Raw genomic sequence first — 17,122 nt, 5'->3', positions numbered from 1 at the left:
TTATGCGAGTGCGGCCAGTGCCGCCTCAACATCGGCCGACGTGCCGACAGCCGATGTAGCGATATCGCGGTTGATGCGCCGTGCCAGGCCCGACAGCACCTTGCCGGCGCCGATCTCGTAAAGCGTCGCGACGCCGTTGGCGCCGAACCACTCCACCGTTTCGCGCCAGCGCACGCGGCCGGTTATCTGCTCGACCAGGCGCCGGGCGATCTCATCCGGATCGCCGGTCGGGGTCACGGTGACGTTAGACACCACGGGAACCGCCGGCGCGTTCTTCACCACTCCGGCGAGCGCGTCGCGCATGACGTTCGCCGCCGGCGCCATCAAGGCGGAATGGAAGGGCGCCGAGACCTGCAGCATCAGCGCCCGCTTGGCGCCCTTTTCGGTGCACAGTTTCGCCGCCAGTTCGACCGCGGCCTTGGCGCCGGAGATGACCAGCTGGCCGCCGCCATTGTCGTTGGCGATCTGGCAGACCTTGCCGGATCCTTGCGCGGCCTCGGTGCAGGCGGCTTCGACATCCGCCTGCTCCAGTCCGATGATCGCCGCCATGGCGCCCTCGCCGGCCGGCACCGCCGCCTGCATGGCGTTGCCACGAATGCGCAGCAGTCGGGCTGCATCGGCGACGGAAACAAAGCCGGCGGCGGCAAGGGCCGAATATTCGCCCAGCGAATGGCCGGCGACATAAGCGACCTTGTCCTTCAGCGAGAAACCGCGCGCTTCCAGTGCCCTCACGGCAGCCAGCGAAACCGCCATCAGTGCCGGCTGCGCATTGGCGGTCAGCGTCAACGTCTCTTCCGGACCTTCCCAGATCAGCTTCGACAGGTTCTCGCCAAGCGCGTCGTCGACTTCCTGGAAGATCCTGCGCGCTTCCGGAAAGGCATCGGCAAGATCCTTGCCCATTCCGACAGCCTGGCTGCCTTGTCCCGGAAAGGTGAATGCGACGGCCATGCTAGGGCTCCCGAAGACTGGTTGTGCTTGCCTGATAACACGAATTTTTCCTGCCTGTGGCGCAAGGCAGCCCGCCAAGTCAAGCCCGGCTCGGCCTGTCTCCAGACCTGAACCCTGCGCCGAGTGCCTGTTCCGAAAGGGCTTTTTGGCGATCACTCCTGATGAAAACCGCTCACGAATCGTTCGCTGGCTCTTCTTATTTCCGCCACAGGCGCTAGCTTTGCGTGACAATTATATGACAATCGCATGATTTGGGTTGTCGCTGGGTGGGAAGTTGAAGTGGCAAAGAGTTCGAAACGCGCCGGTAAAGCCGCGCCTCAGTTCCTGGAAGACGATCCGTCCACCGGCTATCTGCCGGGCCGGACATGGCCGGTCGTCCGCTACGGATTGATCAGCCTGGCGATCTCAACCATCCTGGTGTTCGCCATCGAATTGATCGTGCGCGGTGACTTTGCCGGCACCGTCTCCTTCTTCCTGCAGCCGCTCAAGCCGGGCTGGACGACCATCGTCGTGTTCGCGCTGATCCTGATCGGCCTCGACGCCGTGCTCGGCCGCAGCCATCAGAGCCTGATGATTGTCGCGCCATTGACGCTCTCGCTGGCCTTTGTCGGCCACCAGAAATCGCATTATCTCGGCGATCCGCTCTACCCGACGGATTTCCTCTACGCCCGCCAGATCTTCGCCCTGTTGCCGCTCCTGGTGCGTGAACGGCCGATGACCGCGCTCGCCATGGTCGTCGGCATCGTCGCCGGCCTATCGCTGCTCGTCTACGGCTGGCGGCTGTGGCGCCGCAAGGTTCCCGCGCTCAGCCACAAGGGTCGCCTTGCCCGGCTGACGCTGGCGGTGCCGCTGCTCGCCTTCTTCGTATCGATCATGGACTATGCCACCTTCTCATGGACCAGGGATCGGCTGCAGATCATCCCGATCATGTGGGACCAGAAGGAAAACTACGCCTCCAACGGCTTTGCGCTGGCCTTCGCGCTCAACGTGCCGATGGCCCATGTCTCGGCCCCCCCGGGCTATACGGAAAAGGCGATCGCGGCGATCGACCGGCCGCAGATAACGGCCTCGGTGCCTAATGAAAAGCCAGACATCATCGTCGTCATGAGCGAATCCTTCTGGGATCCGACCAAGCTGCCCGGCGTCACCATCACACCGGATCCCATTCCCACCGTGCGGGCATTGCGTTCCGGTTCGATGTTCTCGCCTGAATTCGGCGGCATGACCGCAAATATCGAATTCGAGGCGCTGACCGGTTTTTCCAACGCTTTCCTGCCGGCCGGCAGCATCCCCTACCAGCAATATGTGCGCACGCCGACACCATCGATGGCGACCTTCCTGAAGAGCGAGGGCTACCGGGCGCGCGCCATCCATCCGGGCACCAACTGGTTCTGGAACCGTGGCGCGGTATACGCCGATTTCGGTTTCAACGATTTCAAGTCGGAAGAGACGCTGCCGCCCATGGAAAAGCGCGGACCGCTGGCATCGGATGCGGCGATGACGGATGAGATCATCCGGGAAGCCGACGCCAGTGACGATCCGGTGTTCTTCTTCGCGGTCAGCCTGCAGAACCATGGCCCCTATGAACCGAACCGCTATTACAACCCGACCCACGCCGTGCAGGCCCCGATCAGCCAGTGGGCGCGCGATTCGCTGTTGAGCTATGCGGAGGGTTCAGCCGACGCGGACCACGGCCTTGAACGGCTGATCGAATGGGCCAAGAAGCGCGAACGGCCGACGATTGTCGCCTTCTTCGGCGACCATCTGCCGCCGCTGGGGCCAGTTTATGTCGAGACCGGCTTCCTGAAGGACAACGTCGCGCCACGCAAGGAGCCGACACCGCAAGCCGCCCTCGACCATCACGAGACACCGCTGATCATCTGGTCGAACCGCTCCGGTCCGGTCGCGGATCTCGGCACGGTCAGCCCGGCATTCCTACCCTATCACATACTCACCGCAGCCGGCATCACCCATCCCTACTACACGGGCTTCCTGGGCGAGATGCGGGAACGCTACCGCGTCGTCGACCGCAACCTGCTGCTGACCCCGGCCGGCGAAGCCACGCCCGATTGGTCACGTCAGAAGGAGATCGATCCGGCAATCCGCGATTTCCGGCTCATCCAGTACGACATGATGTTCGGCAAGCGCCATGCCGCGCCCGACTTCTTCCCCGAGACGGTCGACAAGATCGTCGCCCATACGAGTTAAGGGTTCCACATCCTTCAGATGCGGCAGCCCTCTCGAGATCGAGCGCTCAGTTCGTGAGTTGCAGCTTCGAGAACTTGTTGGCGATCTGCTGAAAGACGTTCGGCAGTTTGGCCGGGTCGTTGACGGCATAATAGTCGCTCGGGTCGGAAGCGCAGGCGCTGTAAAGCGCCCGGTTGGCGGCGGTGTCTGACTGCAGCACCATCGTGTAGATCTGCACGCCTTCGTTCTTCAATTGCGTGCAAACGCTCTTGGTCCAGCCGTCGACATTGCGGGCCGCCGTCGTCTGGTTGTCCGACCCGAAGCGGCCACCCGCCAGGTAGCCATAGGACGTGTAGTCGGACTTGGTCGGCTGATTGCTGGCGCCATAGACGACATTCTCGCCGTCGGTAAGCAGCATGACAATCTTGCTGACGCCCGGCGACTTGAATGGCACCCCATCGGTATAGGGCGCGCCTGGTGAAAGCACCCGCATGCCCCACGACAGGCCTTCCGAGACATTGGTGCCGGAACCGTTCCATTCCGTCATCTGGCTCGCCGCCTTGCGCAATTTGACGAAGTCGTCGGTCAAGGGAACGATAGGGGTCGGGCAGGAGCGATTCGGCCCGACGGTGATGGCGGTGCCGGTTTCGGTGACGAGTTGGTTCGTCGAGGCGACATATTTGGCGATTTTTTCCAGATCAGCGGCCAACAGCGCGTCGATCGCACCTCCGAGCAGGCCGCTGAGGTCGATACCCAGCGCATTGATGCCGGACTGCTTGAGCTTGTTCTTGTCTATGGTGTCGTCGAGGTACGAATTGTTGTAGCCGGTCGCCGAGTTGCCATAGGAGCCTGACGGCTTGGTGGCAGGTGCTGGATCGTCGGGAGCGAAATAGGGCACGAACAGCGTGTCGGGCTTGTTCGGATCCGGTGGCGTATCGGAAATGTTGTAGGCGCCGGGGCGAGCCTCGACGCAGCCTTTCCATCCGGTGTCTTTCCAACCGCCCTTCAGCCCCAGTTGCTTGAACAGCGCCATATGGGTCGGCCGCTTGCCGTCGATGATGGGAAAATTGATGCCGTTGGTCGAGGACTTCCCGTCCATGTCGATCCAAGACGGATCGAACCCATCGCCATTGACGTTGACCGCCGTGACAAAGGGAACCAGCGAGGCACGCACCTGGCGCGTCGGCGATTTTGTCGCCTCAAGCGTGTCCAGCAGGGACTTCGTTGCCGTCCTCAATGCCGTCATGCGGGCACCGGCCATCGAGCCGGTATTGTCCAGCACCAGCACGACTTCGAGCTGATTGTTCGATTCGACAGCCGAGGCATCGACGACGATGTGCCTGTTCTGGCCGAACAGGAAGGCGAAGTTCAAATTGACGTCCGCCGAGGCAACCGCCTTTGTCTTGATGAAGTTGACGCCCCTGTCGACGGTCAGCGTCGCCTGCGCGTTGGCGAGTTCGCCATGTCCGACGATGTTGGCCTGAAAATAGCGATCGAAGGCGTCCGTGCGGGTAATATCCAGATCGCCGAGATGAGAGGAGGCGAGATTTGCGGCGTCGAGCGCATTCTGCAGGTTGCTCTTGGCCCGCATGATGGTCGACACATCAACCGCGAAGGCGACGGCCGACAGGATGGCCGGCAGACCGAGCCCCATCAGAAGCGCGAAATTGCCGCTCTTCGAGCGCCAGAATTTGTTGAGAAGCATCCTTACCCCCGGAAATGCTCACCGCTTGGCCTACGCGGATTGCGCGGGCTTTTGCGCCTTCCATGATGAATCGACCGTTGACGGCGGGGCTCAACCCTGTGCAACCTCACATTGTGGTTAAAGGCTGGTTGCCAAAAATCGCCAGGCGGTACGGACGCAGCCGCTTCATTTCCAGCGCGCTGCGACATCGGGAACGCCGCTTGCCCTTGCCTTCTCGGTGGATTGCTGTATAGACGCCGCCAATCTGCCGGTCCCAGCTGGGGGCTGAACGGAGGGCCGGAGGTTTTATCAAGAGCCTTCGTGTGAAGCCAGAAGTGCTTCCGCCTCCCGTGTCTCCGCTCTCGACCGTCTCGTCATGCTCCTTTCTTCCCCGTGCCCTCCTGGGCTCAACGGGTCAGAGAAGTTGCAGAGGCTTTTGCCGCCGGGAACCGGGAGAGAAACGAAGAAAGGCACTGAACCATAATGGCTCTTTACGAACATGTGTTTCTTGCCCGGCAGGACCTCTCGCAGCAGCAGGTCGATGCGCTTGTCGAACAGTACAAGGGCGTCATCTCCGCGAATGGCGGGTCCGTCGGCCGGGTGGAGAACTGGGGACTGAAGTCCCTCACCTACCGGGTCAACAAGAACCGGAAGGCATACTACACGCTCATGGACCTCGACTGCCCGCCGGCAGCGCTCAACGAGATGGAGCGCCAGATGGGCCTGTCCGAGGACGTCCTGCGTTTCCTGACCATCAAGGTCGAGGCGCATGAGGAAGGTCCCTCGGCCATGATGCAGAAGCGCGAAGAGCGCTCCGAGCGCGGCAGCTTCGGTGACCGCGATCGCGGCCCGCGTTCGTTCGGCGACCGTGATCGCGGCGACCGTGGCGATCGTCCGCCGCGTTCGTTCGGCGATGCCGGTGGCGATCGTGGTCCGCGCCGTCCGCGCGAAGGCTTTGAAGGGGGTGCAGAATAATGGTCGACATCAACCAGATCCCGACCCGGCGCCCGTTCCACCGTCGCCGCAAGACCTGCCCGTTCTCCGGCGCCAACGCGCCCAAGATCGACTACAAGGACGTGCGTCTCCTGCAGCGCTACATTTCCGAGCGCGGCAAGATCGTGCCGTCGCGTATTACCGCCGTCAGCCAGAAGAAGCAGCGCGAACTCGCCAAGGCGATCAAGCGCGCCCGTTTCCTCGGCCTGCTGCCCTACGTGGTCCGCTAAATCTCTCGAACGGGCGGCTCGCCGCCCGTTCCTTTCGCCGGCCATGACGGGCATGATCGGTTCAGGCATCAAATCCCGAGTTGAGGCCAAGGCCTCTAACTGCCGCGACAGGCAGGACAGCGACACCGGCGGCAACGCCTCTTTTGCTTCCTGACCTGTTCCAGAGAATTCGGCGCCTGCCCTGTGGACGGGCGCCCAACCAAAAGGAACAAAACCATGGAAGTCATTCTTCTCGAACGCGTTTCCCGCCTCGGCCAGATGGGTGATACCGTCAAGGTCAAGGACGGCTTTGCCCGTAATTTCCTGCTGCCGCAGGGCAAGGCGCTACGCGCCAACGAAGCCAACAAGAAGAAGTTCGAAGGCCAGCGCGCCCAGCTCGAAGCCCGCAATCTCGAGCGCAAGTCGGAAGCCAGCCAAGTTGCCGAAAAGCTCGACGGCAAGAGCTTCATCGCCGTTCGCTCGGCCGGCGAGACCGGTCAGCTCTACGGTTCGGTGTCGACGCGCGACATCGCGGATCTGTTGACGGCGGAAGGCTTCACGGTCAACCGCAACCAGATCCAGCTCAACCAGCCGATCAAGACCATCGGTCTCACCAATGTGGCGATCGCGCTGCATCCGGAAGTCGAAGTCACCATCACGCTCAACATCGCCCGCACGGCCGATGAGGCCGAACGCCAGGCCAAGGGCGAGACGCTGACCACCGCCGAAGCCATTTATGGCGACGACATCAATGACAATGCGCGGCCGGAAAACTTCTTCGATCCGAACGCCGAGTTCGACGGCGGCGAAGACAACGCCTGATCGCCCACGACAAGCAAAGGAGCAGCGCTCCCGATCACTTTGTCGTAATCCAGCCATTCTGGACCAATGCCCGGGCCTCTCGCCCGGGCATTTTTATACCAAATGGAACTTTTCGAACCCCTATATATTGTTGCAGAATTAAGGCAGCCGGTCTGACCGTGAGGGGACATTTGGTTATGAACATTCTGCTGAAGCGCGTTCTCGATCGCCTGGTGCGCACGGGCAATCTCAAGGTAACCGGGCCCAAGGGCTTGACAGTCGTCTTCGGCGACGGCAGCGGCGAGCCAGTGCACATGCACATCAAGACCCGGCACGCCGAACGGGCCATCACCTTCGACCCGATGCTGGCCGTGCCTGAAGCCTACATGGACGGTGAACTCGACATCCTCGAAGGCGGCGTGCTCGGCCTGATGCGCATTGCCTTCCAGAACATGGGCAGCGGCGGCATCGACGCGACATGGTCGAAAGCCATCGAGGGCCTGCGCCACGCCTTCCGCCGACTGCAGCAGATCAACACCGCCTCGCGCTCGCGCCGCAACGTGCAGCGTCATTACGATCTGTCGGGCGACCTGTACCGGCTCTTCCTCGACGAGGACATGCAGTATTCCTGCGCCTATTTTGAGCAGCCGGACATGACGCTGGACGAGGCGCAGGCGGCGAAGAAGCGTCATATCGCCGCCAAGCTCAGGCTGAAAGCCGGCCAGACCGTGCTCGATATCGGCTCCGGCTGGGGCGGGCTCGGCCTTTATCTCGCCAAGGCCTTCGACGTCGACGTGCAGGGCGTGACGCTGTCGACCGAACAGCATGGCGTGGCCACCGACAGGGCGCATGCGCAAGGCCTGGAAAATCACGTCCATTTCGAGCTGAAGGACTATCGCGAACTCAACGAACGCTTCGACCGCATCGTTTCGGTCGGCATGTTCGAACATGTCGGCGTGAACCACTTCCGCACCTTCTTCGACAAGGCGGCAACGTTGCTCAAGCCCGATGGCGTCATGCTCCTGCATACGATCGGCCGCTCCGGCGTGCCGTGGGCGACCAGCGCCTTCATCCGCAAGTATATTTTCCCGGGCGGCTACATACCGGCAATGTCGGAGGTGCTGCCGGCGATCGAGAAGTCCGGCCTCGTGGTCACGGATGTCGAGATCCTGCGGCTCCACTATGCCGATACGCTGAAGCACTGGAGCCAGCGTTTCGCCGCCAATCGCGACAAGGCCAAGGCCATCTACGACGAACGCTTCTGCCGTATGTGGGAATTCTATCTGGCCGCTTCCGAAGCCGCCTTCCGCTGGCAGGACCTGGTCATCTTCCAGTTCCAGATCACCAAGAAGAACGACACGCTGCCGGTGACCCGCGACTATATGGCAAAATGCGAAAAGGCACTGGAAATGCGTGACCTGGGCCGCCGCGAAGCGGCTCCCGTCGAGAAGGCCACCAAGCCCGCGCGGCGCCGCAAGGTGGCGGAGTAGAAACGAAACGTTGGTGCGCTCTCGCCATTGCCGCTTGCCATTCCCGGCCCCTGCCCTGAAAAAGGCCTCGTGATCGTCACGGGGCCTTTTTCATGACCTATGTCGTCTATGCCGCCGCCGCACTGGCCGAGATCGCAGGTTGTTTTTCGGTGTGGGCCTGGTGGCGGCTGGAAAGATCGCCGCTGTGGCTGGCGCCGGGCTTCGTCTCGCTGCTCCTGTTCGCCTGGCTTCTGGCGCTGGTCGATACCAATGCCGCCGGCCGTGCCTATGCCGCTTATGGCGGCATCTACATCGTCGCCTCGCTTGGCTGGCTGTGGCTGGTGGAAGGCGTGCGGCCCGACCGCTGGGATCTTGGTGGTGCCGCGCTCTGCATGGCCGGCGCTTCGCTCATCCTGCTCGCGCCGCGAGGAGCCTAGCGTGGAACTGCCTGCCTCTCTTCGACACGCCGTCGATCGCATCCTGGAAAAAGTCCCGCTGCCGGAACTGAAGCAGGCGGCGAAAACCCTGTCGGACCGCTACCGCGCCGAACTGCGCGACGGCCGCCTGCACATGGCGCAGGACATGGCGGTCAAGGCCTATCTGGCGACGCGGCTGCCGGCGACCTATGCCGCGGTCCGCGCCAGCCTCGACGCACTGAACGCGGCCCGGCCGGATTTCGCGCCGAAAACCCTGCTCGATGTCGGCGCCGGTCCTGGTACGGTGCTTTGGGCCACCAACGATCTCTGGCCCGATCTCGAACAGGCGGTTCTGCTGGAAGCGAGTGCGGCGGTGCGCAAGATCGGCGAGGCGCTTGCCGCCGACGCCATCCCGGCCCGAACCGTTTGGCAGGCCGGCGACGTCACAACAGACCTAGCCGACCTTCGGCCGGCGGATCTTGTCACCTGCGCCTATGTGCTGGACGAGATCGTGCCGGCATCGCTGCCCAAGATGGTCGACCGGCTGTGGCGGTTGACGACGGACACGCTGCTGATCATCGAGCCGGGCACGCCGGCGGGCTGGCAGCGCATTCTGGCGGTGCGCGCGCAACTGATCGCGGCCGGCGCGCATGTGCTGGCGCCTTGTCCGCACGAAGCGCCCTGCCCGCTCAGCCCGCCCGACTGGTGTCACTTTGCCCGCCGCGTCGCCCGCTCGCGCCTGCACCGGCTGGCCAAGGACGCTGAGGTGCCGTGGGAAGACGAGAAATTCATTTTTGTCGCCGCGTCGCGCCAGCCCACCGCCTCCCACGCCCCGCGCGTCATCGCACCGCCGAAATCGGGCTCGGGCAAGGTTCTGCTCAAGCTTTGCCGGAAAGACGGCGACACCGCCGAGCAACTCTTCACCAAGCGTGACGGCGCGGACTTCAAGCTGGCCCGGCGGCTGAACTGGGGCGACAGGCTGGAACCACGCGGTACGTGAACGGCCGATTGTTCTTGCTTCGTTCCAATAGTACGAGTAAGAATCGCCGCTTGCCGAGTCAACCGGAATCGGGACACAGGAACACTGTCCTGTGGACGGTTTTCCGTTCCTGTGAACAACGGGCATCAAGGTTGGTTGGTCGTGGGGTGATGCAGAAAGGTCAGCACGGTTTCGTTTCGTTCTGATATCGAGAGGCCGGGATCGAAATCGGGGATATCATGGCAGAGGCAGCGAGAAAATTCGGCGTGGCGGAGCAGCAACCGCTTTATCGCGAGGCGCCAAACAACATCGAGGCGGAGCAGGCGCTGCTCGGCGCGATCCTCGTCAACAACGATGCCTTCTACCGCGTCTCGGACTTCCTGAAGCCGGGCCATTTCTACGAACCCCTGCACCGCCGGATCTTCGAGATCGCGGCCGAGCTCATCCGCATGGGCAAGGTGGCGACGCCGATCACCTTGAAGACCTTCCTGCCGGCCGACGAAAAGGTCGGCGACATGACGGTGGCGCAATATATCGTGCGGCTGGCGGTCGAAGCCGTCACCGTCGTCAACGCCACCGACTATGGCCGCGCCATCTATGACCTGGCGACGCGCCGAGCGCTGATCACCGTCGGCGAAGACATGGTCAACATCGCCTATGACGCGCCGGTCGACATGTCGCCTTCCGAGCAGATCGAGGACGCCGAGCGCCGACTGTTCGAGCTGGCCGAAACCGGCCGCTACGATGGCGGCTTCGAGAGCTTCACCGACGCGGTCAAGACGGCCGTGGACATGGCCAATGCGGCCTATATGCGCGACGGACACCTGTCGGGCCTCGCCACCGGCATGCGCGATCTCGACCGCCGCATGGGCGGCCTGCAATCGTCCGATCTGATCGTGCTTGCCGGCCGCCCGGGCATGGGCAAGACGTCGCTCGCCACCAACATCGCCTTCAACATCGCCGAGGCCTATGTGCCGGCGCAGCAGGCAGACGGATCGTTCAAGGCGGCCAATGGCGGCGTCGTCGGCTTCTTCTCGCTCGAAATGTCGTCCGAGCAGCTCGCAACCCGTATCATCTCCGAGCAGACGGAAATCTCGTCCTCAAAAATCCGCCGCGGCGAAATCAGCGAAATGGACTTCGAAAAGCTGGTCGCCTGTTCGCAGACCATGCAAAAAATCCCGCTTTTCATCGACCAGACCGGCGGTATCTCCATTGCGCAGCTGTCCGCCCGCGCACGCCGCCTGAAGCGCCAGCGCGGCCTCGACCTGATCGTCATCGACTATATCCAGCTGATGCAGGGCTCGAGCGCCAGGGCCTCGCAGAACCGCGTGCAGGAAATCACCGAAATCACGACGGGCCTGAAGGCGCTGGCCAAGGAACTGGCCGTGCCGATCATCGCGCTCTCGCAGCTGTCGCGTCAGGTCGAAAGCCGCGACGACAAGCGCCCGCAACTCTCCGACTTGCGTGAATCCGGTTCGATCGAGCAGGACGCCGACGTCGTGATGTTCGTCTACCGCGAGGAGTATTACCTCAAGAACCGTGAGCCGAAGCTCGGCACGGAGGAATACGTCAAGTGGGAAAACGAGATGAACGAGATGCGCGGCAAGGCCGAGGTCATCGTCGCCAAGCAGCGCCACGGCCCGACGGGATCGGTGACACTCGCCTTCCACGGCGAATTCACCCGCTTCTCCGATCTGGCGGAAGAGCACCATATCGCGGAGAGGTTTGAGTAGCTTTTTGACCTACCGACCCGCTCCGTTCCAACTCGCGGCAGCCTAATGGCCAAATCGCGCGTCCAGTTCATCTGCCAGAACTGCGGATCGGTGCATCAGCGCTGGGCCGGCAAATGCGACGCCTGCGGCGAGTGGAACACGCTGGTCGAGGAAGGCACGTCCGGCGGTATCGGTTCGGGGCCAGCCAACACGCGCAACGCCCGCAAGGGCCGCGCGGTGGTGCTGACCACGCTCTCCGGCGATATCGAGGACGCGCCGCGCATCATATCGGGCATCGGCGAGCTCGACCGCGCCACCGGCGGCGGTTTTGTACGCGGTTCCGCACTTCTGGTCGGCGGCGATCCCGGCATCGGCAAGTCGACGCTGCTCACCCAGGCCGCTGCCGCGCTGGCGTCAAAGGGTCACCGCATCGTCTATGTCTCGGGCGAAGAAGCCGTCGCGCAGATCCGGCTGCGCGCGCAACGCCTCGGCGTTGCCTCGGCGCCGGTCGAGCTCGCGGCGGAAACAAATGTCGAGGACATCCTCGCCACGATCGCCGACGGCAAGCGGCCGGATCTGGTTATTCTCGATTCGATCCAGACGCTGTGGACCGACCTTGCCGATTCGGCGCCGGGCACGGTCACCCAGGTGCGCGCCGCCGCACAGGCGATGATCCGCTATGCGAAATCCACGGGTGCGGCCATCGTCCTGGTCGGCCATGTCACCAAGGAGGGCCAGATCGCCGGGCCGCGCGTGGTCGAGCACATGGTCGACGGCGTGCTCTATTTCGAGGGCGAAGGCGGCCACCATTACCGCATCCTGCGCACGGTGAAGAACCGTTTCGGACCGACCGACGAGATTGGCGTCTTTGAAATGTCGGACAAGGGGTTGCGCGAGGTCTCCAACCCGTCGGAACTGTTCCTGGGCGAGCGGCATGCGAAATCGCCAGGCGCGGCCGTTTTCGCCGGCATGGAAGGCACAAGGCCGGTTCTGGTCGAGATCCAGGCGCTGGTGGCGCCCTCCTCGCTTGGCACGCCGCGCCGGGCGGTGGTCGGCTGGGACGGCGCGCGACTTTCGATGGTGCTGGCTGTGCTGGAGGCGCATTGCGGCGTTCGTTTCGGCACCCATGACGTCTACCTCAATGTCGCCGGCGGCTACCGCATCAGCGAGCCGGCGGCCGATCTAGCGGTCGCGGCCGCACTGGTTTCCTCGCTCACCGGTCTTGCCCTTCCCGCCGATTGCGTCTATTTCGGCGAAATCAGCCTTTCGGGCGCTGTGAGGCCGGTTGCGCATGCGCAACAGCGCCTCAAGGAAGCCGAAAAGCTGGGTTTTGGTAGCGCGGTTCTGCCCTTGGGCAGCGAGGAACTTGCCGGAGGGATCGGGGCCGGCGCTTTCCAGCCCACCGAGCTTGCCGACCTCGTGGCGCGCATAGCCGGCTCACGGCGCAGCCGCGTCGACGATGAAGAATAACGCGGCTCGTCGAGCCGTGAAAAAGAGATCGGAGTGGGGCGAAAGACATGCCGATTACGCTGCTTGACGGAATCCTGGTCGGCTTCACCCTGGTCTCGGCGATGCTCGCCATGGTTCGCGGCTTCTCGCGCGAGGTCCTGTCTGTCGTCTCGTGGGCGGCGGCGGCGGCGGCGGCTTTCTTCTTCTACAAGCCAGTCCTGCCTTACCTTAAGCCCTACATCGACAATGAGAAGATCGCCATGGCGGCCTCCGCCGGCGTCGTCTTCATCATCGCGCTGATCGTCGTCTCGGTCATCACCATGAAGCTTGCCGACTGGATCATCGATTCGCGGATCGGCGCGCTCGACCGCACGCTTGGTTTCCTCTACGGCGCCGCGCGCGGCATCCTGGTCGTCGCCGTCGCGCTGCTGTTCTTCAACTGGCTGGCTGGCGCCAAGGCACCGGCCTGGGTGATGGAGGCCAAGTCGCGGCCGCTGCTGGAGCAGATCGGCGCCAAGCTTGAAAGCCTGCTGCCCGAGGATCCGGAAAACGCGATCCTCAAGAAGCTCAATCCGAATCAGCCCGCTGCCGAGACGCCGGCCGCTCCGGATGCACCGGCGGCGGACGCTCCTGCCGGCGGCGACGACGCCAATGCACCAGCTCCCGACGACAATGATGCCGGCCCGGCGGACAACACGGCCAAGCCAGCAGCGCCGGCAGCCCCGGCAAACTGACGCGCTTGGACTGACGATGGTGTGAACGACTGCACGGCGCGCGTTGCTTTCGACGCGAACCCGCACTATATGGCGATTTTAGCGGAGCTTAAGATGGCAGACGCAGACGACGTGCTTTCCGCCGAGGCCGACGACCATTTCCATGACGAATGCGGTGTGTTCGGTATTTTCGGCCGACAGGACGCAGCGGCCATCGTCACGCTCGGACTGCATGCGCTGCAGCATCGCGGCCAGGAAGCGGCCGGCATCGTTTCCTATGATGGCAGCCAATTCCATGTCGAACGCCATGTCGGCCTGATCGGCGACACTTTCACCAAGCAGCGCGTCATCGACAGTCTGCAAGGCAACCGCGCCATCGGCCACACGCGCTACGCCACGACCGGCGGCGCCGGCATGCGCAACATCCAGCCCTTTTTCGCCGAGCTCGCCGATGGCGGCTTTGCCGTCGCCCACAACGGCAATCTCACCAACGCCATGACGGTGCAGCGCGCGCTGCAGAAGCAGGGCGCGATCTTCTCCTCCACCTCCGACACCGAGACGCTTTTGCACCTGGTTGCGACCAGCAAGGAGCGCGACCTCAACTCGCGTTTCATCGACGCCGTTCGTCAGGTCGAAGGCGCGTTCTCGCTGGTGGCGATGACGGCCAAGAAGATGATCGGCTGCCGCGATCCGCTCGGCATCCGCCCGCTGGTGCTGGGCGATCTCGACGGCGCCTGGATCCTCGCCTCCGAAACCTGCGCGCTGGACATTATCGGCGCGCGCTTCGTGCGCGACCTGAAGCCCGGCGAGATGGTCGTCGTCACCTCCAAGGGCATTGAAAGCCTGTTCCCGTTCGAGCCGCAGAAGACCCGCTTCTGCATCTTCGAATATGTCTATTTTGCCCGACCGGATTCGTCGGTCGAGGGTCGCAACGTCTACGAGGTGCGCAAGCGCATCGGCGCCGAACTGGCGCAGGAAAACCCGGTCGAGGCCGACATCGTCGTGCCGGTGCCGGATTCGGGGACGCCGGCGGCGATCGGTTTTTCGCAAGCCGCGGGCATTCCCTTCGAGCTCGGCATCATCCGCAACCACTATGTCGGCCGTACCTTCATCCAGCCCGGCGATTCGATCCGCCATATGGGCGTCAAGCTGAAGCACAATGCCAACCGCCGCATGATCGAAGGCAAGCGCGTGGTGCTGGTCGACGATTCGATCGTGCGCGGCACCACCAGCCAGAAGATCGTGCAGATGGTGCGCGATGCCGGCGCAAAGGAAGTGCACATGCGCATCGCCTCGCCGCCGACCAGCGCTTCCTGTTTCTATGGCGTCGACACGCCGGAGAAGTCGAAGCTCCTGGCGTCGCGCATGTCGGTGGAAGAGATGGCCGAATTCATCCGCGTCGATTCGCTCGGCTTCCTCTCGATAAACGGGCTATACCGCGCCGTCGGCGAGGCCAGCCGCAATGACGAGCAGCCGCAATTCTGCGACGCCTGCTTCACCGGCCAGTACCCAACCCGCCTGCTCGACTTCGAAGGCCACGACAATGTGCGCACACTGTCGCTGCTGGCGAACAACGGGGCGTAGGCTAGACCTTACGGAAATTCTCGAATGACCCTCGACCTTACCGGCCGCGTTGCGGTCGTCACCGGCGCCTCGCGCGGCATCGGCTATTTCATCGCCAGGGAATTGGCCGCCGCCGGCGCGCATGTGATCGCCGTTGCGCGCACCGTCGGAGGCCTCGAGGAACTCGACGACCAGATCAAGGCGGCCGGGGGCCAGGCGACGCTGGTGCCTCTCGATCTCGCCGACATGGCCGGCATCGACCGGCTGGGCGGCGCCATCCATGAGCGCTGGGGCAAGCTCGACATTCTCGTCGCCAATGCCGGCGTGCTCGGCGTCATCTCGCCGATCGGCCATGTCGAGGCGAAGACCTTCGAGAAGGTGATGACCATCAACGTCACCTCGACCTGGCGGCTGATCCGCTCGGTCGACCCGCTGCTGCGGCTCTCGGATGCCGGCCGGGCCATCATCCTGTCGTCCAACGCAGCGCATTCGGCGCGTGCCTTCTGGGCGCCTTACGCGGCATCGAAGGCGGCGGTCGAGACCATGATGCGCTCCTGGGCGCATGAGACGCAGAGCCTGCCGTTGCGCGTCAATGCCGCCGACCCGGGCGCCACCCGCACCGCCATGCGGGCCCAGGCCGTACCCGGCGAGGATCCGGAGACGCTGCCGCATCCCCAGGAGATCGCCAAGCGGATCGTGCCGCTGGCCAGCCCCGAGCTGGAAGAGACCGGGCTGATCTTCCAGGCCAAGCACAACCGCTTCGTCTCCTACCGGCAGCCTGAATGAGCTCACGCCTTCGGTTTGACGGGTCCCAAAGGGATTAAAAGGGCCTCCGGCTACGTTCTTCTGACGTAGGACATTCGAAACCGGAGGACCGATATGCGCAGACTTCTTCTCATTGCCACCACCGCCTTTGTGACCGCTCTCGGCGCGACAGCAGGTGTGGCCGTCTCCCAAGATGCCAAGATGAGTTTCTTCGTCACCAGTGTCGGCTCCGGAAAGGGTGCCGATCTTGGCGGCTTGAAGGGCGCCGACGCGCATTGCGCTTCGCTGGCCGAGGCCGCCGGCGTCACCGGAAAGACCTGGCATGCCTATCTCTCGACCAGCGCCGAGGATGCACGCGACCGTATCGGCAAGGGGCCCTGGTTCAACGCCAAGGGCGAGAAAATCGCCGATGATGTCGCCTCCTTGCATGGCGACGCCAACGGCATCACCAAGCAGACGGCGCTGAGCGAAAAGGGCGAAGTGGTCACCGGCCGTGGCGACACGCCGAACCGGCATGATGTGCTGACCGGATCGAAACCCGACGGCACCAGGATCGCCGACCAGACTTGCGGCGACTGGACGATGAGCGGCGCCGAAGGGGCGGCGATGATGGGGCATCACGACCGCACCGGGCTTGACAATTCGGCGGCGGCGAAGTCGTGGAATTCCTCGCACGCCTCGCGTGGCGGCTGCAGCCAGGAAGCGCTGAAAGGCACTGGCGGCGACGGCTTGTTCTATTGTTTTGCGACCGACTGAGCGCTGCCCGCAGCAATATGCCGGTTAGCAGCCTGCCGATTGATCACGCGGCTGTGATCTGAAGGGGAAAGGCTGCCCCGCGGTCATGCTTTCGTCATTTCCGAGGAGTTGTTAGGATCGGAACGACTCCCACAACAAGCGCCCCGCTGGGCAGAACAAGGAAATCCCCATGGCTACAACCGCAGCGTTGGTCTGGTATCTGGTAATCGCCGGCCCGCAGGGCGGCATGGTGGTGCTGCCCAGCACCTTTGACAAGCGCGAGCAATGCACCGCCGCCATCACCGAGTATCAGAAGCAGCCGACACCAACCGGCTGGTCCGTGCAATGCGTACCGAGCGCCTCGCCCTTCACCGACGAGGGTGATGCCGAAGAGCCGGCTGCGCAATAATGAACGCACTCTCCTCCCTTGAGGGGGAGATGGCCGGCAGGCCAGAGGGGTCGCCGCACGTGGAGTGCTGACCTCCTTTACCAGCGAAAG

Annotated in this window: 16 protein-coding genes; 14 read left to right on the top strand and 2 right to left on the bottom strand. The window is 63.5% G+C overall.

The genetic code is table 11. The features are described 5' to 3' along the window. Entirely contained in the window at positions 1-948 is a 948-nt protein-coding gene (gene fabD, locus AC1VON_RS16655) for an ACP S-malonyltransferase (protein WP_483124239.1), read from the bottom strand. A gap of 246 nt (positions 949-1,194) precedes the next feature. Between fabD and AC1VON_RS16650 the strand changes: the two genes are divergently transcribed. Then, on the top strand, positions 1,195-3,156 hold the full coding sequence (locus AC1VON_RS16650; RefSeq protein WP_483124238.1) for an LTA synthase family protein: 1,962 nt from the start codon (positions 1,195-1,197) through the stop codon (positions 3,154-3,156). Between the two features lie 46 nt (positions 3,157-3,202). On the opposite strand, the gene AC1VON_RS16645 is transcribed toward AC1VON_RS16650, so the two are convergent. Next, positions 3,203-4,840 carry a pilus assembly protein gene (locus AC1VON_RS16645; protein WP_483124237.1) on the bottom strand — a complete coding sequence of 546 codons (1,638 nt, stop codon included), beginning with the start codon at positions 4,838-4,840 and terminating at the stop codon, positions 3,203-3,205. 462 nt (positions 4,841-5,302) lie between these two features. Here AC1VON_RS16645 and rpsF point away from each other — a divergent pair, with 462 nt between their 5' ends. The 13 genes from rpsF (at position 5,303) to AC1VON_RS16580 (ending at position 17,032) form a co-directional block, all read left to right on the top strand. Further along, complete coding sequence (gene rpsF / locus AC1VON_RS16640) at positions 5,303-5,794, top strand: 30S ribosomal protein S6 (RefSeq protein ID WP_140768422.1); 492 nt, start codon at positions 5,303-5,305, stop codon at positions 5,792-5,794. Further along, positions 5,794-6,042, top strand: coding sequence for a 30S ribosomal protein S18 (gene rpsR / locus AC1VON_RS16635; RefSeq protein WP_006203718.1), 249 nt, complete (start codon positions 5,794-5,796; stop codon positions 6,040-6,042). Before rpsF ends, rpsR begins: the two co-directional genes overlap by 1 nt. Positions 6,043-6,258: 216 nt before the next feature. Further along, on the top strand, positions 6,259-6,843 hold the full coding sequence (rplI, locus tag AC1VON_RS16630) for a 50S ribosomal protein L9 (RefSeq protein WP_056563263.1): 585 nt from the start codon (positions 6,259-6,261) through the stop codon (positions 6,841-6,843). Positions 6,844-7,019: 176 nt separating this feature from the next. Then, a complete protein-coding gene (locus AC1VON_RS16625; protein WP_483124236.1) occupies positions 7,020-8,312 on the top strand; it encodes a class I SAM-dependent methyltransferase in 1,293 nt (430 codons plus the stop codon). Positions 8,313-8,404: 92 nt separating this feature from the next. Then, entirely contained in the window at positions 8,405-8,728 is a 324-nt protein-coding gene (locus AC1VON_RS16620) for a YnfA family protein (protein WP_483124235.1), read from the top strand. A gap of 1 nt (position 8,729) precedes the next feature. Next, a complete protein-coding gene (locus tag AC1VON_RS16615; protein ID WP_483124234.1) occupies positions 8,730-9,707 on the top strand; it encodes a small ribosomal subunit Rsm22 family protein in 978 nt (325 codons plus the stop codon). Between the two features lie 218 nt (positions 9,708-9,925). Then, positions 9,926-11,419: a replicative DNA helicase gene (locus AC1VON_RS16610; protein ID WP_172351163.1), complete on the top strand. Its 1,494-nt coding sequence runs from the start codon at positions 9,926-9,928 to the stop codon at positions 11,417-11,419. Between the two features lie 45 nt (positions 11,420-11,464). Then, positions 11,465-12,868 (top strand): DNA repair protein RadA, encoded by a 1,404-nt coding sequence (gene radA, locus AC1VON_RS16605; RefSeq protein WP_056563272.1) that lies wholly within the window; start codon positions 11,465-11,467, stop codon positions 12,866-12,868. A gap of 47 nt (positions 12,869-12,915) precedes the next feature. Then, positions 12,916-13,581, top strand: a complete 666-nt coding sequence (locus AC1VON_RS16600) for a CvpA family protein (protein WP_483124233.1) — start codon at positions 12,916-12,918, stop codon at positions 13,579-13,581. 93 nt (positions 13,582-13,674) lie between these two features. Further along, on the top strand, positions 13,675-15,144 hold the full coding sequence (gene purF, locus AC1VON_RS16595) for an amidophosphoribosyltransferase (RefSeq protein ID WP_172351165.1): 1,470 nt from the start codon (positions 13,675-13,677) through the stop codon (positions 15,142-15,144). Positions 15,145-15,168: 24 nt separating this feature from the next. Then, positions 15,169-15,909 carry an SDR family NAD(P)-dependent oxidoreductase gene (locus AC1VON_RS16590; RefSeq protein ID WP_172351166.1) on the top strand — a complete coding sequence of 247 codons (741 nt, stop codon included), beginning with the start codon at positions 15,169-15,171 and terminating at the stop codon, positions 15,907-15,909. Between the two features lie 93 nt (positions 15,910-16,002). After that, complete coding sequence (locus tag AC1VON_RS16585; RefSeq protein ID WP_483124232.1) at positions 16,003-16,644, top strand: hypothetical protein; 642 nt, start codon at positions 16,003-16,005, stop codon at positions 16,642-16,644. Positions 16,645-16,813: 169 nt separating this feature from the next. Beyond that, a complete protein-coding gene (locus AC1VON_RS16580; RefSeq protein WP_027045347.1) occupies positions 16,814-17,032 on the top strand; it encodes a hypothetical protein in 219 nt (72 codons plus the stop codon). The last annotated feature ends 90 nt before the right edge of the window (positions 17,033-17,122 follow it).

It is taken from the genome of Mesorhizobium sp. HAY1-8B (assembly GCF_056868045.1).
The sequence above is the reverse complement of the archived record's forward strand: the minus strand, read 5'-3'. Positions and strand labels throughout refer to the sequence as shown.

Excerpts from the sequence above, each read along its gene's own strand:
- fabD (WP_483124239.1), bottom strand. The coding sequence starts at position 948 with ATGGCCGTCGCATTCACCTTTCCGGGACAAGGCAGCCAGGCTGTCGGA.
- AC1VON_RS16650 (WP_483124238.1), top strand. The coding sequence starts at position 1,195 with ATGATTTGGGTTGTCGCTGGGTGGGAAGTTGAAGTGGCAAAGAGTTCG.
- AC1VON_RS16645 (WP_483124237.1), bottom strand. The coding sequence starts at position 4,840 with ATGCTTCTCAACAAATTCTGGCGCTCGAAGAGCGGCAATTTCGCGCTT.
- rpsF (WP_140768422.1), top strand. The coding sequence starts at position 5,303 with ATGGCTCTTTACGAACATGTGTTTCTTGCCCGGCAGGACCTCTCGCAG.
- rpsR (WP_006203718.1), top strand. The coding sequence starts at position 5,794 with ATGGTCGACATCAACCAGATCCCGACCCGGCGCCCGTTCCACCGTCGC.
- rplI (WP_056563263.1), top strand. The coding sequence starts at position 6,259 with ATGGAAGTCATTCTTCTCGAACGCGTTTCCCGCCTCGGCCAGATGGGT.
- AC1VON_RS16625 (WP_483124236.1), top strand. The coding sequence starts at position 7,020 with ATGAACATTCTGCTGAAGCGCGTTCTCGATCGCCTGGTGCGCACGGGC.
- AC1VON_RS16620 (WP_483124235.1), top strand. The coding sequence starts at position 8,405 with ATGACCTATGTCGTCTATGCCGCCGCCGCACTGGCCGAGATCGCAGGT.
- AC1VON_RS16610 (WP_172351163.1), top strand. The coding sequence starts at position 9,926 with ATGGCAGAGGCAGCGAGAAAATTCGGCGTGGCGGAGCAGCAACCGCTT.
- radA (WP_056563272.1), top strand. The coding sequence starts at position 11,465 with ATGGCCAAATCGCGCGTCCAGTTCATCTGCCAGAACTGCGGATCGGTG.
- AC1VON_RS16600 (WP_483124233.1), top strand. The coding sequence starts at position 12,916 with ATGCCGATTACGCTGCTTGACGGAATCCTGGTCGGCTTCACCCTGGTC.
- purF (WP_172351165.1), top strand. The coding sequence starts at position 13,675 with ATGGCAGACGCAGACGACGTGCTTTCCGCCGAGGCCGACGACCATTTC.
- AC1VON_RS16590 (WP_172351166.1), top strand. The coding sequence starts at position 15,169 with ATGACCCTCGACCTTACCGGCCGCGTTGCGGTCGTCACCGGCGCCTCG.
- AC1VON_RS16585 (WP_483124232.1), top strand. The coding sequence starts at position 16,003 with ATGCGCAGACTTCTTCTCATTGCCACCACCGCCTTTGTGACCGCTCTC.
- AC1VON_RS16580 (WP_027045347.1), top strand. The coding sequence starts at position 16,814 with ATGGCTACAACCGCAGCGTTGGTCTGGTATCTGGTAATCGCCGGCCCG.